The following is a 15995-nucleotide window of genomic DNA, read 5'->3' on the forward strand; positions in this document are numbered from 1 at the left end:
TGACGCTCGCAGCGACAATCAAGAAAGCGCTTGCATCTCTGTCGCGGGGCGACAATCATCATTCCGCCGCGACAGCCAATCGCCCGATCCTGATCGCCGCGCTCTCAATCCAGATCGTCGCGCTATAAGCAGCCGGACAGCCTGAGTGTCAGTTACGGGTCATGTCAGCGATTTTGATCTAATGAAACCTGATTAGTCGCCTCTGGTGCGACCAGTCTGGAACGGTCTTGAGGTCCCTGCCCCGGCCCTTTTGGCACCGGAGCATTCTGGCACCCGCCTCCCGCTTATCCCGACTGTACATCTATACGATCCCCCACACCCAGAGAGTTCGTCGCGAGCGTTTTCGAACGATTTTCGGGAATGTCGAACTGAAGCGAAGATCCTCCTATAACGGCGGCGGTACCCAGGTGGGCCCCCACACAGTTCACTGAGGGCGCAGAAACGCGCCGCAGTTTGGATAAGTTCGGATCACGGTTCCTTCATCAGGGCCGAACGTATCTTCTTGACCAATGGTGCGAATCCGTTCCTCGATGACGTAACCCACACCTTTCCGTTGAAGCAGCTTTTCAAGCTCCGTCGCCTCGCGTGGCCATGGTCCTACGCCTTGATCAGACGTATCGCCAAGAATCTTTGCCAGTAACAATACTTCCAATGAAGTGTCGTTGGCGGTTGCATCCTCTATCAGGGCTTCATGCTCTGATCGCTCTAAGTGGATTGTGACGGCCAGTCGTCCTTCTTCGTTAGTGGGAGCCATATGCACGGCATCCACTGCCACATCTTCGGATGGAACGTCTTGGCTCGGCGAAGTCCAGTCTACTGTACCTGTTTGTTCTGAAGCGTAGGCATTTTGGCCGCTGCCCGATGCCGCCAGTTGAGTTTCCAGTTCACTGATCCTTGCAAAGGCTTCAACCAATTTGGCATCCCTTTCCTGGATCTGCACGCGAGCCGCATCCAACTCGGCACACGCTGCCTCCAGATCGGCCTTCACTTCGGAAAATTTTGGCCTCTGGGGTGTTGTTGCTTTTTCAGAAGACGGATCGGAAGCTTTCTTCCACCCCTTGATCAGTGCAACTGCGCCATCGACGCTGTGCGCCTTTCCTATGAGCAACTGACCTCGATCCTCGGCCCATGCCTTGGCCTGCTGGTAGTCGTTCCAGGAAGCAGCAAGAAAGGTCAGGTTCGAGCACCACTGCTTGCCAAAGCCGAAGGTTTCTTTGGCCCACTTGAGGTAGCACCCAGGCAACAGCGCCTTGGCCTTAATCAGCGCCTCTCCAATCGCACGATACTCTTGGAGCGATGCTTCCGAGGCTCCTCGCGCCGTTGAAAGCCTACTTTCGATGTCTTGCGCTATCGTCTGAACAACAGCGGTGGCCTCTGAAGGTATGGAATCGGTCGTCATAATGTATCCGTTCGGTGCAATGGTGTTTCAGCGCCAAAGCATCGGCCCCGGTAGATGCGGATCTCAAGTTCGGAGCAGGTGTTTGGCGTGCGCTGAACCTCATACAGATAGTTGACGTTGACATCAACCACATTTGTTGATACGAACGTCAATTATTGATGAAGCGTTATCGCTTTAAGATTTTCGAACCGGAGGAAGTCGTGATTTCACCGAAGGACGTGATGCACATGAAAAGGCAAGAAGCGGTCTTTGAGTGCATATGGTCGGACCGACTGACGCCGCAGGAGCGCCGAACCTTCAACTATATCGCCAAGCAGCCTCATCGTACGAATGCTGAGATTGCAGACGCCATCAAGCTTGCTCCGGAGCAGGTCAGTCGAGCCGTCAAAACCCTCCTGGGCTTGGGCTGGATCATGTTCAGGGTGAGTCCAGAGGACCGGCGCGTTCGGATTTTCGGGATGACTGAAGAAGGTTACCGGGAGATCTGTCGGATCATGTCGGTAATCGAGGACAGAAAAATCTCCTTGGTTGATGGGATCACTGTTTGGACCCCAGATCAAACCCGGACTTGGACACCGCCTCTCTCGGATAATGAGGAGTGAAAGTACCTGACTTCAGAAAAATGAAACATTAAAACAATTTATTCATCGCGGTTGAAGCCGAAGGTTTAGACCAACTTCCGACTCACGGATGGTCACCCACAGAGAAATTAGCGCTCTCGCACCGGCAGCGGCCCACAAATCTTTCAAACGATTTTCCCATACCTCCCGAGTTTACTCTCATGGATTCCAACTCCAATTCCAGGGGCTCGAATGACTAAGCCCCGTCACCTTAATATCCCGCCTCCCGGTGCAATTGCCGTAACGCTCGAACAGGCTGCGGCAGCCATCAGCCTGACTCCCGAAGCGTATTCCAAGCTTGAGGCTGAAGGCCTGATGCCAAAGGCCCGCTGGTTCCCAGGGCTCAGGCGTAAGGCATACTCTCTCAAAGAAGTGGAGGCTGCATTCCACGCTCTGCCCGTCGTAGGTGCCAACGACGATGATCCTGATGATCTTTGGAACCGGGTAGCTGTTTGATGTCTAAGAAACGCGAATTGCCTGAATACGTCTACGAGATCCCGAAGCACTCGGGGCGCTACTACTTCCAACGATTTGAGGGATCGCAGCGCCACCGGATGAAGGTGAAGCTGTATAGCCCTCAATTCTGGGAGATCTATGCTGGGTGGATAAAGGCATACGCTGACGCGAAGCCGGGCCAAATGGTGGTGCTCGAAATAGGTTTGCAGCCCAAGGCAGCCGCCATCACGAAACCCGTGCCCCAGGCGATCACAGCGCCACACTCTTGGCGGTGGCTCTGTCAGCAGTACTTCACATCGACAACGTACGCAGATCTCGAAGTGAGCAGTCGTCGGGTCCGTAAAAGAGTGCTCGAAGCCACTTGGGACGAGCCTATTCACCCGGATACGCCGAACTTGCGGTATGGCGATATGCCAGTCACGAAGTTCAGAGCTAAGGCCATAAAGGTCCTTCGTGATCGCAAGACATGGAAGGAAGAAGTGGAGAACGAAGAAGGCGATCCAGTTGAGGTTCGTAGGAACACCGAAGCTGCCAACTCACGGGTCAAATATATACGGGCCGTACTCAATTGGGCGAAGGAGGAGCCAGAAATTGCAGATCTCGTTGAGCACAGAAATTGGGCTGAAGACGTAGCCTATTTCCCTCCAAAATCTGACGCTGGCATCGCGACTTGGAGCTTGGCGGATATCGAGCAGTTCCGGACGGAGTTTCCCATTGGGAGCAAGGCTCGGCTTGCAATGGAGTTGCTGCTATTTACCCTTCAGCGCCGAAGCGACGTGGTGAAGCTCGGGCGGCAAGTTCTTAAGAGCGACTCCGAGGGTCGCCCGATGTTCATTTTCACCCAGACGAAGAACCGGAAGCGGAAGCGGGTCCCAGCATATGTACCACTCTTTCCGGAACTTCAGGCAATCATCGACGCTACTCCCGATAGAGGGGACATGATTTACCTCATATCCGAGTGGGGAACTCCTTGGGCCTCAGGAGAGAGCTTCGGCAATTGGTTTCACGACCGGTGCAGCGAAGCCAAATTGAAGGATCGTTCCGCGCATGGCCTTCGCAAGGCAGGCGTAGTTGAGTTGATTCGACGTAAGTACACGCCGCAGCAAATCATGGCCCTGAGCGGCCACAAGACCATGAAGGAGATCGACCGCTACGCTCGTGAGTACCTTCGCCAACAAGCGGCTGAACAAGTGCTCGACGAGTGGCTGAAGATGTACGAGAACGCAGCGTAAGTCAGTTTGTCGGGCTGCATAAAAGGGGCGCTGCGTGCGCCCTTTGTGATTTCCAGATGGAGGTACACCGGAACAGAATGGGACCAAAACTTTACCACCCCAGACTTTACCGGCGCAGGTCTGGTAAAGTTTTGGGGTTCAAACCCTTGCGTCGTAAGACTTTGAGAAGAGGAGTGGTGCCCAGGGGCGGAATCGAACCACCGACACTGCGATTTTCAGTCGCATGCTCTACCAACTGAGCTACCTGGGCATCCGATGCGCGGCGGAGCCGTGCGCGTCGTGGAGGGGTGTATAGTCAGACCGGGGCCGCATGTCCAGCGCCTCGGACGACAAAATGCCGGGAAATCGTCGCTCGGGCGTCCGCTCAGGCGTCCGCTCAGGCGTCCTGCCCGTCCTCGTCCTTGTCGTCCTCCTCGTTCTCGACCGCCGGGATCGCGTAGGTGCCCGACAGCCAGCGGTTCAGGTCCACGTCGGCGCAGCGCTTCGAGCAGAACGGCCGGACCTCTTCCTCCGCGGGCTTTCCGCAGATCGGGCATTTGCCGGATGAAGCCAGGGGCTTGTTCTCGTTGGCGGCGTTCACAGACGCGTCCTTTCCATTCAGGCCGACTCGGCAGAGCAACTCAAGCATCGGCCCCAAAACGGGAGCCGCTCAAGGGATCGGGTCCGATGCTCATTCCTTGGACCGGCGCACCGTTCGGGGCGAACAACCAGGTCCGCTTTTCGCACGACGCCCTAGATGGTTGCCGGCGCCCTGCCGCGCAAGCCGGGTCGGAGAAGCGCAAGCCGGCCTCAGGCCGCGTCGAGCCAGCCGAAGCGGACCGGATACCCCTCCCCGTCGAGCAGGGCCGCGGCCTCGTACAGGGGCAGGCCCACCACGTTGGAATAGGAGCCCACCAGCTTGACCACGAAGGTGCCGGCCAGGCCCTGGATGGCATAGCCGCCCGCCTTGCCGCGCCACTCCCCCGAGGCGAGATAGCGCTCGAACTCGTCCCGGGACAGACGCTTGAAGCGCACGCGGGTCTCCACCAGGCGCTCGCGGACGGAATCCCGCGGCGTGATCAGGCAGATGGAGGTATAGACCCGGTGGGCGCGCCCGGAGAGCAGCCTCAGGCAGCCGGCGGCCTCGTCGACGAGCTCCGCCTTGGGCAGGACCCGCTTGCCCACCACCACGACCGTGTCGGCCGACAGGATGTAGGACTCCTTCAGGTCCTCCCGCGCCCGGGCCACCTTCCGGGCCACCTCGGCCTTCGAGCGGGCGAGGCGCTTGGCCAGCTCCTTGGCGCCCTCGTTCTTCAGGGGCGTCTCGTCCACATCGGCCGGCAGCAGGGCGTCGGGCTCGATGCCGGCCTGCTGCAGGAGGCCGAGCCTGCGCGGCGACGCGGACGCGAGAACGAGCTTCGGACGCCAGCTGGGATTCGACACCTCGGAAGAAGACGCCACTTTTCTCTCCACGCTCCGGGCCCTTCGGGCCCCTTCAAGGATTTCGTCAAGGCAATAGCCACGCTGGGGCACAAGATGGCACCGGGCGCGGGCGAATCAAGCCGATCACGAGACCGGGGGCGGCTCGGTGCCGGCCGGCGCCGTCTTCGCGTGCGGGCCGTTCTTGGCCAGCGGGTCGTTCTTCATCGGGTCGTTCTTGGCATCGAGTCGCTCGAGCTTGCGATAGCGCACCACGCTGACCGGGATCAGCAGCAGGAACGCCACCGTGATCAGGCTCAGCATCTCCCAGGGGAAGCTGACCAGGAGGCCGAACGCCGCCACGGACAGGACGAAGATCGGCAGGACCCATTGGCGCGGCACGTATTTGCCCATGGTCTTGCCCGAATAGGTCGGGATCGTCGACACCATGAGGAACGCGATGCCCACCACGTAGATCAGGATGACCGGGCCGACCGACGCGTCCTGGATGGGAATGCCGAGGAAGGACAGGTACAGCGGCAGCAGGGCGCTCATGGCCCCCATGGGGGCCGCCATGCCGACGAAGAAGTTCTTCTTCCATTCGGGCCGGTTGGGATCGTCGATCATCACGTTGAACCGGGCCAGCCGAAGCGCCGCCGCAATGGCGAGCACGAGGGAGCCGATCCAGCCGACCCGCCCGAGCTCGTGCAGGACGAAGCTGTAGAGGATCAGCGCCGGGGTGACGCCGAAGTTCAGGAAGTCGGCCAGGGAGTCGAGCTCCGCGCCGAAGCGGGACGTCCCCTTCAGCAGGCGGGCGATGCGCCCGTCGACCCCGTCCAGGAAGGCCGCCACGATCACCGCCACCACGGCCTTCTCGTATTGCCCGTCGAAGGCCAGCCGGATCGCCCAGAGCCCCAGGCACAGGGCGATCAGGGTGATGATGTTGGGGGCGATCATCCGGAACGGAACCGGCTTGAACAGGCGCTTGCGCGGCTCGTTCGGGTCCGGGGCGAAGGGCGGGAAAAGGTCACTCATGGCAACAACCTAGCGCATCGTGCGGAAAAGTGGACCCGATTCTCCCCCTTGAAGGATGCGCTCTTCGGAAAGGGGATCCGGCCCGAGCTGGGCCGTCCGCCGACCCCGGGGAGAAGCGCGGAACGCGGCCGAGGGTTCCGTCCGGAGCGCGCGGGGAAGCCCCGGCCCGGCGGGCGGAACGGCGTCAGCCCACCCGGTACTGGCGCGCGGGCTCGTTGGCGGTCAGGTCGGCCAGCACCGTCTCGCCGGCGACCGCCGTCTGGCCGAGGCCCACGAGCACCTGGGCGTCGAGCGGCACGAAGATGTCGAGCCGGGAGCCGAAGCGGATCAGGCCGAAGCGCTCGCCGGTGCTCAGGTGATCGCCGATCTTCACGAAGGAGACGATGCGCCGCGCCACGAGGCCGGCGATCTGGACCACGCCGATCTTGGTGCCCGCCGTCTCGATCACGAGGGCGTTGCGCTCGTTGTCCTCGCTCGCCTTGTCGAGCTCGGCGTTGAGGAACAGGCCCGGCGTGTAGAGGATCTGGGCGATGCGGCCGGTCACGGGCGAGCGGTTCACGTGGCAGTCGAACACGTTCATGAACACCGAGATCCGGGTCATCGGCTCGGCCGGCAGGTCGAGCTCGGCGGGCGGGACCGCCGTGGTGATCAGGTTCACCCGCCCGTCCGCCGGGGAGACCACGAGCCCTTCGCGGATCGGCGTCACCCGCGGGGGGTCGCGGAAGAAGTAGCAGACCCACACGGTCAGGATCGCCCCGATCCAGCCCAGCGGCGACCAGAGCCACGCCAGCACGATCGTCGCAAACAGCGCGATCAGGATGAAGGGATAGCCCTCCTTGTGGATCGGCACGAAGATGCGGCGCATCGATTCCAGGATATCGGTCATTCTTTCACAGCCTCGAGACGGTCCGGCAGGGGATGGCAGGCGCAGACGCTTCCGTCAACCTGCCACGCTCTCGGGGCTGCGCTCCTCCGCCTCGGCCCGCTTGAGGGTCTCGCGCGCCTGGTCCGCCTCGCGCTGGCGGTTCCACATGGCGGCATAGACCCCGCCATGGGCCAGGAGGCTCGCATGATCGCCGCGCTCGACCACCCGGCCCTGATCGAGGACGATGATCTCGTCGGCCCCGATGACTGTGGACAACCGGTGGGCGATCACCAGGGTGGTGCGGCCGCGGCTGACCCGGTCGAGGGCGTCCTGGATCTCCTTCTCGGTGAAGGTGTCGAGGGCCGAGGTGGCCTCGTCCAGGACCAGGATCGGAGGGCTCTTGAGGATCGTGCGGGCGATCGCCACCCGCTGCTTCTCGCCGCCCGAGAGCTTCAGGCCGCGCTCGCCCACCGGGGTGTCGTAGCCCTCCGGCAGGAGCCCGATGAAGCGGTCGATCTGGGCGAGGCGCGCGGCCTCCCGGACCTCGTCCGGGGTCGCGTCCCAGCGGCCGTACTGGATGTTGTACCCGATGGTGTCGTTGAACAGCACCGTGTCCTGGGGGACCATGCCGATGACCTTGCGCAGGGAGGCCTGCTGGACCTCCGCGATGCTCTGCCCGTCGATGAGGATGCGCCCGCTCGTGGGCTCGTAGAAGCGGAACAGCAGGCGCGAGATCGTCGACTTGCCGGCGCCCGAGGGGCCGACGATGGCCACCGTGTGGCCGGCCGGCACCTCGAAGCTCACGCCCTTGAGGATCGGGCGCTCGGGGATGTAGGCGAAATGCACGTCCTCGAACCGCACCACGCCCTGCGGCACCTGGAGCGGCCTGGCGCCGGGCCTGTCCTGGATCTCGGGATTGCGCTCGATGATCGCGAACATGTCGTCGATGTCGATGAGCGCCTGCTTGATCTCCCGGTAGAGCATGCCCATGAAGTTCAGGGGAATGTAGAGCTGGACCAGCATGGCGTTGACGAGCACGAAGCTGCCGATGGAGGCCCGCCCGGCCATGATGTCCCGGGCGGCCAGCACCATGACGACGGCCATGCCGATGGAGAAGATCACCGCCTGGCCGGCATTGAGCACGGCGAGGGACGTATAGGTCTGGGTCGAGGCCTTCTCGTATCCCGCCATGGAGCGGTCGTAGCGGGCGGCCTCGCGCTGCTCGGCGCCGAAATACTTCACCGTCTCGTAGTTCAGGAGCGAATCGACCGCCTTGGTGTTCGCGTCCGTGTCCGAATCGTTCATCTGCTTGCGGATCGAGATCCGCCACTGGGTCGCCTTGTAGGTATAGGCCAGGTAGACGACCACCATGACGAACACGACGGCGGAATAGAGCCAGTTGAACTCCCAGGCGAGCAGCCCCAGGACGAGGATGAACTCGAGGATCGTCGGCACCAGGGTCAGCACCACGAGGCGCGACAGTTCCTCGATGCCCTCGCGGCCGCGCTCCAGCACGCGGGTCAGGCCGCCGGTCTTGCGCTCCAGGTGGAAGCGCAGGGACAGGCGGTGCATGTGCTCGAAGGTCTGGAGCGCCAGGTTGCGGACCGCGTGCATGGCCACCTTGGCGAAGAGGCCGTCGCGCATCTGGGTCAGGACCGCCATGAGGATGCGGGTCAGGCCGTAGATCGCCGTGAGCAGGATCGGCGCCTTCCAGAGCCAGGAGCCCGCCGTCGCGGCCGCCTCGGCCCCCTGGGCCTGGCCGCCCGTGACCGCCACGAGGGCGTCCGTGGCCCATTTGAACGCGAAGGGCGTCACCATGGTGACGCCCTTGGCCACCAGGAGGAGCCCGAAGGCCAGGAAGACCCGTCGCTGGAGGTCGGGCCTGCCGTGAGGCCAGAGATAGGGCCAGAGCTTCGTCCAGGTGGCCGCCAAGCCCGTGGGCTTTGGCGCAGCAGCGCTCGTCGTCGGGACGGCGGTGGAGGGAGGCATACGCGAGAATCCGTTCGAGGTGTCGGGTCCCGATATAGGGGATCGGCCGCGCGAATTCACCCCGCGTCGGTCATTGTTCCCCGTTTGGCCCGGGATGGTCATGACGTGTGGAGGTTGTGCATCCCGATATTCCACCCTCCACGTCATCACCGGCCTTGTGCCGGTGATCCCGATCCGGTGAAGCGCCGCGCCCGAAGCAATCGGGATGGCCGGCACAAGGCCGGCCATGACGTGCCGAGGGGGCGGCCCGGCTCAGTCGCTCTTGGGAGCCTGGTCGCCCGGCAGCACGAAGACCTGGCCGGGATAGATCAGGTCCGGATTGCGGATCTGCTCCTGGTTCGCCCCGTAGATCACCGTGTAGCGCAGGCCCTTGCCGTAGATCCGCTGGCTGATCCGCCAGAGGTTGTCGCCGCGCGACACGATGGCGGTGTTGATGTTGGGGATCACCACCGACCCGACGCTGGCCATCTGGCCGGCCGGCAGGGCGGAGGCCACCTCCCGGGACGACGGGACCGGCGCGCCCGCCGCCGGGGACGATCCGGAGGCCGGCGGCTGCGCCGACGCGACCTGGGCCGGCACGTTGAAGCCCACCTCGGCGCGGGAGCGGACCTGTCCCGAGACCGGGTCCACGTCGTCGAGGCGGATCCGGTAGTCGCCGGGCCTCACGCCGCTCCCGATGGAGAAGGACACCTTGCCGTCGCCGCCCGCCCCGCCCGGCGCGATGAGGCTCTCGTTGAGATAGAGCCGCACGGTCGCCCCGGGGGCGGACTGGCCGGACACGAAGAGCCTCCCCTCCTCGGCTTCCACGGTCACGATCTTGATCTCCGGCCGTGGGGCGGGCTGGGCCGGCTGGGCCGGCGGCGGAGACACCGTCGGGGCGAGGCCCGCCTGCGGCGGCGCGCCCGGCTGGGCATCGGCCGTCCTGGTGTCCGCCGTCCTGGTTTCGGCCGACTTGGTGTCCGCCGTCCTGGTTTCGGGTTTCGGCTCCCCGGCCACCTTGGCCGGCGGCTCGGGGTTCGACAGCACGACCGTCGGCTGGTCGGGAGCCGTCAGGGTCACGAGGGGCCTGGTCCTGGCGTCGGAAATGACCACCGTGACGCTCTGGGCCGAGCGCTGGCGGGTTCCGTCCGGGGCGATGGATTGCAGCGCCACCTGATGGGAGCCGGGCGGCAGGGGCGGCGGCACGATGGCGAACAGGCCCGAGGCATCGGCCGCAGCGCGGGCATGGACCTGATCGCCGCGCAGCAGCTCGATCGTCGCCCCGGGGGCGGCGCGGCCGGCGATCACGCTCTCCCCGTCCGGCTCGACCCGCACCAGGTCGAAGGACGGCACGATGGGCGTGTCCTTGGGCTTGGCCGCAGCGCCCTCGCCGGGAGCGGCCGGCTGGGCGGCCGCCTGCGGGCCCGGTCCGGCTTCGGCGGGAGCCTGGGCCGCCTGGGCCGGGACGGCACTCCGGGAAGCCTCGGGCGCGCCGGACCAGGACCCGTACAGCACCCCGAGAAGAACTGCGACAACGGCTGCGGCAGCGGCGCCAAGCAACGCGATTGTACCTTTGATGTCCCTCGGATCCGCCATGGTGTTTCTCGAACGCGGCACTTTCGTGCATTTAAACCGTTTATCTTTCAAAAGGCTACGGCCATAAAGGACAATTAATGCTCTCCGACTCAGCGCGGGAGGCTCCCCGCCTCCCCGAAATGCCCATGTCATCCAACAGACCGATCACATCCATCTGCGTTTATTGCGGCTCAGGCTTCGGGGGCGACCCCGTTTTCGCCGAGAATGCGGCGTTATTGGGCCGCCTCATGGCCGAACAGGGCATCAACCTGGTCTATGGCGGCGGCAATGTGGGCCTCATGGGCACGGTCGCCCAATCGGTTCTCGATCACGGCGGATATGTCACAGGGATCATCCCGGATTTCCTGAAATCCCGCGAGAAGCTCCTCGACGACGTGCAGGAAACCATCGTCGTGCCCGACATGCATACCCGCAAGCGCCTCATGTTCGAGAAGGCCGACGCCTTCGTGGCCCTGCCCGGCGGCATCGGGACCCTGGAGGAGCTGGTCGAGCAGATGACCTGGTCGCAGCTCGGCCGGCACACCAAGCCGATCCTGATGCTGAGCACCAAGGGCTTCTGGAAGCCGCTCCTCACCCTGATCGCCCACATGCGCGAACAGGGTTTCATCCGCCCCGGGCTCGAGCTCAACTACCTGGTGGCCGAGCGGGTCGAAGAGGTCATCCCGATGATCGAGGACGCGGCCCGCCGGATCGGGATCGTGCGCAACGAAGCGGCGATCGAGAGCCGGTTCTAGGGCATCGTGCGGACGACAGCGGGCCGCACCGCCCTTCCTGCTCCCCTCTCACGTCATCACCGGGCTCATCCCACTCTCCACGTCATCACCGGCCTTGTGCCGGTGATCCCGATCCGGTGAAGCGCCGCGCTTCAAACAATCGGGATGGCCGGCACAAGGCCGGCCATGACGTGGGGAGGGGATCATCACCCTCTCACCTTACCCTCTCACGTCATCACCGGGCTCGTCCCGGTGATCCCGCTACGGTGAAGCGCCGCACCTCACCGGGTCGGGATGGCCGGGACAGGCCCGGCCATGACGGGGAGAGGCGGCATCAGGCGTTCAGCTCCTCATAGAGATCGCGCCAGGTGGGGTTCATCCCGAGGATGAGGTTCGTCTTCCAGGCGCGCGGCCAGCGCTTGATCGAGGTCTCGCGCTGGATGGCGTCGACGATGCTGGGATAGCTCTCGTAGTAGACGAGCCTGTCGATCCGGTAGCGTCGGGAATGACCGCTCCCGCGACCGCTCCTGTGCTCGAAGACGCGCGGGGCCAGATCGTTCGTGACGCCCACATAGAGCGCGCCACCGGGGCGGCTCGCGAGAATGTAGACGTAATAGAGTTTCATGGAGGAAGACTGGCGCATTTCTCCGGGATGCACAAGCCGTCCCGCCCCCTCCCGGTCATCCCGATGCGGTGGGGCGCGGCGCTTCACCGGATCGGGATCACCGGGACGAGCCCGGTGATGACGTGGCGGGTGGTGTGAGGCCGGTCCTGCCACCCTCCCCACGTCAAGGCCGGTGACCACGAAGGGATAGGCGTCCGGCCCAGGGAGGCGCGGCCCTAAAGCGACGCGCCGCTCTTCAGCAGCTTGAAGACCATGGAATCCGTGAGCGCCTGGAACGAGGCGTCGATGATGTTGGCCGACACGCCGATGGTGGTCCAGCGCTCGCCGGAGCCGTCGGTGAACTCGATCAGCACCCGGGTGACCGCGTCCGAGCCGCCCTGGTAGATGCGGACCTTGTAGTCCACCAGCTCCAGGTCCTGGATCAGGTTCTGGTACTTGCCCAGGTCCTTGCGCAGGGCCAGGTCGAGGGCGTTCACCGGGCCGTTGCCTTCGGCCGCGGAGATCAGCACGTCGTCGCCGACCCGCACCTTCACGATGGCCTCCGAGGCGGTGACGAGCTCGCCGACCGCGTTGAAGCGGCGCTCCACGTTGACCGAGAAGCGCTCCACGTCGAAGAAGGCCGGCACCTCGCCGAGCATCCGCTTGACCAGCACGTAGAACGACGCGTCCGCGCCCTCGAACGCGAAGCCCTGCGCCTCCTTGCGCTTCACCTCGTCGAGGACGCGCGCGATGCGCGGATCGCCCTTCTCGAGTTCGAAGCCGCAGCGCTTCAATTCGGCCAGGATGTTGGACTGGCCGCCCTGGTCCGACACCAGGAGCCGGCGCGCGTTGCCGACGGCCTCCGGCTCGACGTGCTCGTAGGTGCGGGGATCCTTCAGCACCGCCGAGGCATGGATGCCGGCCTTCGTGGCGAAGGCGCTCGCGCCCACGAAGGGCGCGTGGCGGTTCGGCTGCCGGTTGAGGATCTCGTCCACCTGCCGGGACACATGGGTGAGCTGGCCCAGGGCGTCGTCCGTCACGCCGAGATCGAAGCGGGCCGCGTAGCCGTCCTTGAGCTTGAGGGCGCCGATCAGCGTGACGAGATTGGCGTTGCCGCAGCGCTCGCCGAGGCCGTTGAGCGTGCCCTGGATCTGGCGCGCGCTCGCCTCCACGGCGGCGAGCGAATTGGCCACCGCGCAGCCGCAATCGTCATGGGCATGGATGCCCACATGGCTGCCAGGCACGACCTGCGCGACCGCCGCGACGATCGCCATCACCTCGTGCGGCAGCGTTCCGCCGTTGGTGTCGCAGAGCACGACCCAGCGCGCCCCGGCCTCGTAGGCCGTCCTCGCGCAGGCGAGCGCATAATCGGGGTTGGCCTTGTAGCCGTCGAAGAAATGCTCGCAATCGACCAGCACCTCGCGGCCTTTCGCCCGGGCCGCCTCGACGCTCTCGTGGATGCCCGCGAGGTTCTCCTCCGGGGTCGTCTCGAGCGCCACGCGCACATGGTAGTCCCAGGACTTGGCCACGAAGCAGATCGCATCCGCGTCCGCCTCGAGCAGCGCCGCGACGCCGGGATCGTTCGACGCGGAGCGCCCGGCGCGCTTGGTCATGCCGAAGGCGGTGAACCGGGCGTTCGTCGTGCGCTTCTCGGCGAAGAACGCGGTGTCGAGCGGGTTCGCGCCCGGATAGCCGCCTTCCACGTAGTCGATGCCGAGCCGGTCGAGGAGCGCGGCGATCGCCTTCTTGTCCTCGAGGGAGAAATCCACGCCCGTCGTCTGCGCCCCGTCGCGCAGGGTGGTGTCGAAGAGGGTGATCCGCTCGCGGCTCATGACGACAAGGTCCTGTCTTCCCGGGGCGTCAGACGCTTTTCCATGGTGGTGGTGCCGAGCCATTCGTCGCCGAGCGGCATGGTGTTGCGCCGCTGCGGCTGGAAGCCGTGCTTCTGGAAGAAGGGCAGCGCATTGTCGCTCACCTCCGCCACGAGACGCGCGGCGCCGCGCGCGCCGGCGAGCTTCTCGACCGCGTCGTAGAGCAGGGTGCCGATCCCCTGGCCGGAAGCGGCCGGGTGCACGTAGAACAGATCGATCAGCTCGTTGTCCTTGAGCGCGATGAACCCCACCGGAGAGCCCTCGACGGTGGCGATCAGGGTCAGGCTCTTCGTGAGCCTCGCGACGAAGGCATCGTCCTCGGCGCGGGCGATCCAGGCTTCCTGCTGGCTCTCGCTGTAATCCTCGCCGGTCAGCTCGGCGATGCTCTCCTCGTAGATGTCGACGAGGAGCGGCAGATCCGCCGGCAGGAAGGGGCGCAGCCCCGGCTTCGGCATGGCCTGTCCCATCAGCGTCCCTCTCCCTTCGCCGCGCGCATGTTTTCACAGCCGTCATCACCGGCCTCGTGCCGGTGATCCCGATCCTGCGAGGCGCGGCGCCTCACGTCGTCGGGATGGCCGGGACGAGCCCGGCCATGACGTGGAGAGGCAGGTTCCGTCACCGCGCCACCTCCCAGGTGGTCGTGCCGTCCCGGTTGTCCTTCACGACCACGTTCAGGGCCGCGAGCTCGTCGCGGATGCGGTCGGACTCGGCCCAGTTCCTGGCCGCGCGGGCTTCCTTGCGGGCGGCGATCAGCGCCTCGACTTGGCTGGGCTCGACCCCGAGGGATGCCTGCCGGCGCGCCGTCCAGGCCTCGGCCCCGTCGAGCAGGAAGCCGAGCGCCCGCAGGTTCGCGCCGAGCTCCGCATGCGCCCCCTGCCCGTCCAGGGCGTGAAGCTCCGCCAGCATCCTGGGCGTGTTGAGGTCGTCGGACAGCGCCTCGACCACGTGGTCCGACAGGAAGGCCGCCTCCCCCCGGCCCGCCAGCGCGTACCAGCGGTCGAGGGTCTTCTCGCTTTCCTCCAGGCCCGTCACGGTCCAGTCGATGGGCTGGCGGTAATGGGTGCGCAGCATGTTGAAGCGCAGCACCTCGCCGGGCCAGTCCCGCAGCAGCTCGTTGATGGTGAGGAAGTTGCCGAGCGACTTCGACATCTTCTCCCCCTCGACCTGCAGGAAGCCGTTGTGCATCCACACATTGGCCATGCGCGGCGTGTCGAAGGCGCAGCAGGACTGGGCGATCTCGTTCTCGTGGTGCGGGAAGACCAGGTCGATGCCGCCGCCGTGGATGTCGAAGATCTCGCGGGCGGTCGGGTCGGCGCACGCGAGGCGCGTCTCGAAGGCCTGGACGAGATGCTTCCAGGACATGGCCGAGCACTCGATGTGCCAGCCGGGACGGCCGGGCGTCGCGATGCCGGCCGGCGACGGCCAGGCCGGATCCCTCGGGCCCGACGGCTTCCAGAGCACGAAATCCATCGGGTCGCGCTTGTAGGGCGCCACGTCCACCCGGGCCCCGGAGAGCAGCTCGTCGAGGGAGCGCTTCGAGAAGGCCCCGTATTGCGGGACCTTCGGCAGGGACCCCATGGCGGCCACGGAGAAGAGCACGTGCTCCTCGGCCACGTAGGCGGCCCCGCGGGCGATCAGCCGCTCGATGATCATGCGCATCTCGGCGATGTGCTCGGTCGCCCGCGGCTCGACGAAGCGCGGCGCCGCGCCGGCCTCGTTCACATCCTCCGGCATGAGCACGCCGAGCGCCCGGATATCGGCGTGGAACTGCGCCTCGGTCCTGGCCGTGACGGCCCGGATCGCCTCGTTGTGGGGCAGGTCCTGGTAATCCCGGGCCGCCCGGGCATTAATCTTGTCGTCCACATCGGTGATATTCCGCACATACGTCACGGCTTCCCTGCCGTAAACATGTCTCAGCAGACGGAAGAGAAGGTCGAAGACGATGATCGGGCGGGCGTTGCCGATGTGGGCGTAGTCGTAGACGGTGGGTCCGCAGACGTAGAGGCGCACGTTCCGGGGATCGATCGGGACGAAAGCGTCCTTCGACCGGGTCAGCGTGTTGTAGAGCCTCAAGCGTGCCGCCATGAAACCAAATCCCTGTCAGGCCGCAGGCCGGAGGGTGGTTTCGATCTTGGAATGAGAACGAGACGGCTCCAGCCAGCGAAATGCGCTAGCCGCAAATAATCCCGGAAATGAGGACCGTTGCCGTGTTCATGAAGCCATCAATGCCGATTCAGC

15 protein-coding genes and 1 tRNA gene are annotated in these 15995 nt (G+C 64.9%); 4 read left to right on the plus strand and 12 right to left on the minus strand.

Annotated features, from left to right (window positions below):
- Positions 1-424: 424 nt before the first annotated feature.
- A complete protein-coding gene (locus tag NF876_RS26105; RefSeq protein ID WP_262271285.1) occupies positions 425-1399 on the minus strand; it encodes a hypothetical protein in 975 nt (324 codons plus the stop codon).
- A 158-nt stretch (positions 1400-1557) separates the two neighbouring features.
- On the opposite strand from NF876_RS26105, the gene NF876_RS26110 reads away from it, so the two are divergent.
- From NF876_RS26110 to NF876_RS26120, 3 genes are all read left to right on the plus strand, one after another.
- Positions 1558-2001 carry a MarR family transcriptional regulator gene (locus tag NF876_RS26110; RefSeq protein ID WP_262271286.1) on the plus strand — a complete coding sequence of 148 codons (444 nt, stop codon included), beginning with the start codon at positions 1558-1560 and terminating at the stop codon, positions 1999-2001.
- A 210-nt stretch (positions 2002-2211) separates the two neighbouring features.
- A complete protein-coding gene (locus NF876_RS26115) occupies positions 2212-2475 on the plus strand; it encodes a hypothetical protein (protein WP_262271287.1) in 264 nt (87 codons plus the stop codon).
- Positions 2475-3707 carry a tyrosine-type recombinase/integrase gene (locus NF876_RS26120; protein ID WP_262271288.1) on the plus strand — a complete coding sequence of 411 codons (1233 nt, stop codon included), beginning with the start codon at positions 2475-2477 and terminating at the stop codon, positions 3705-3707. The genes NF876_RS26115 and NF876_RS26120 overlap by 1 nt, the downstream gene beginning before the upstream one ends.
- Positions 3708-3881: 174 nt before the next feature.
- Here the strand turns inward: NF876_RS26120 and NF876_RS26125 are convergent.
- From NF876_RS26125 to NF876_RS26155, 7 genes are all read right to left on the minus strand, one after another.
- Positions 3882-3957, minus strand: a tRNA-Phe gene (locus NF876_RS26125).
- Between the two features lie 126 nt (positions 3958-4083).
- A complete protein-coding gene (yacG, locus tag NF876_RS26130) occupies positions 4084-4287 on the minus strand; it encodes a DNA gyrase inhibitor YacG (protein WP_262271289.1) in 204 nt (67 codons plus the stop codon).
- 209 nt (positions 4288-4496) lie between these two features.
- Positions 4497-5147: a Maf-like protein gene (locus NF876_RS26135; protein WP_262271290.1), complete on the minus strand. Its 651-nt coding sequence runs from the start codon at positions 5145-5147 to the stop codon at positions 4497-4499.
- A gap of 105 nt (positions 5148-5252) precedes the next feature.
- Positions 5253-6140 (minus strand): CDP-alcohol phosphatidyltransferase family protein, encoded by an 888-nt coding sequence (locus NF876_RS26140; protein ID WP_262271291.1) that lies wholly within the window; start codon positions 6138-6140, stop codon positions 5253-5255.
- A gap of 184 nt (positions 6141-6324) precedes the next feature.
- The gene (locus tag NF876_RS26145) at positions 6325-7026 is read right to left on the minus strand and encodes a phosphatidylserine decarboxylase (RefSeq protein ID WP_262271292.1); all 702 of its coding nucleotides are present in this window, start codon (positions 7024-7026) and stop codon (positions 6325-6327) included.
- A 54-nt stretch (positions 7027-7080) separates the two neighbouring features.
- Positions 7081-8994 (minus strand): ABCB family ABC transporter ATP-binding protein/permease, encoded by a 1914-nt coding sequence (locus tag NF876_RS26150; RefSeq protein ID WP_262271293.1) that lies wholly within the window; start codon positions 8992-8994, stop codon positions 7081-7083.
- A gap of 252 nt (positions 8995-9246) precedes the next feature.
- Positions 9247-10569 (minus strand): LysM peptidoglycan-binding domain-containing protein, encoded by a 1323-nt coding sequence (locus NF876_RS26155; protein WP_262271294.1) that lies wholly within the window; start codon positions 10567-10569, stop codon positions 9247-9249.
- 125 nt (positions 10570-10694) lie between these two features.
- Between NF876_RS26155 and NF876_RS26160 the strand changes: the two genes are divergently transcribed.
- Positions 10695-11303, plus strand: coding sequence for an LOG family protein (locus NF876_RS26160; protein ID WP_262271295.1), 609 nt, complete (start codon positions 10695-10697; stop codon positions 11301-11303).
- A gap of 313 nt (positions 11304-11616) precedes the next feature.
- Here NF876_RS26160 and NF876_RS26165 read toward each other — a convergent pair whose 3' ends face one another.
- The 4 genes from NF876_RS26165 to cysS all read right to left on the minus strand — a co-directional run bounded on the left by NF876_RS26165 (position 11617) and on the right by cysS (position 15842).
- Positions 11617-11925 carry a GIY-YIG nuclease family protein gene (locus NF876_RS26165; RefSeq protein ID WP_262271296.1) on the minus strand — a complete coding sequence of 103 codons (309 nt, stop codon included), beginning with the start codon at positions 11923-11925 and terminating at the stop codon, positions 11617-11619.
- A 197-nt stretch (positions 11926-12122) separates the two neighbouring features.
- Positions 12123-13718: a citramalate synthase gene (gene cimA / locus NF876_RS26170; RefSeq protein ID WP_262271297.1), complete on the minus strand. Its 1596-nt coding sequence runs from the start codon at positions 13716-13718 to the stop codon at positions 12123-12125.
- The gene (locus NF876_RS26175; protein WP_262271298.1) at positions 13715-14224 is read right to left on the minus strand and encodes a GNAT family N-acetyltransferase; all 510 of its coding nucleotides are present in this window, start codon (positions 14222-14224) and stop codon (positions 13715-13717) included. Before NF876_RS26175 ends, cimA begins: the two co-directional genes overlap by 4 nt.
- A gap of 148 nt (positions 14225-14372) precedes the next feature.
- Positions 14373-15842 carry a cysteine--tRNA ligase gene (gene cysS / locus NF876_RS26180; protein ID WP_262271299.1) on the minus strand — a complete coding sequence of 490 codons (1470 nt, stop codon included), beginning with the start codon at positions 15840-15842 and terminating at the stop codon, positions 14373-14375.
- Positions 15843-15995: the final 153 nt, after the last annotated feature.

Source organism: Microvirga yunnanensis (assembly GCF_025460875.1).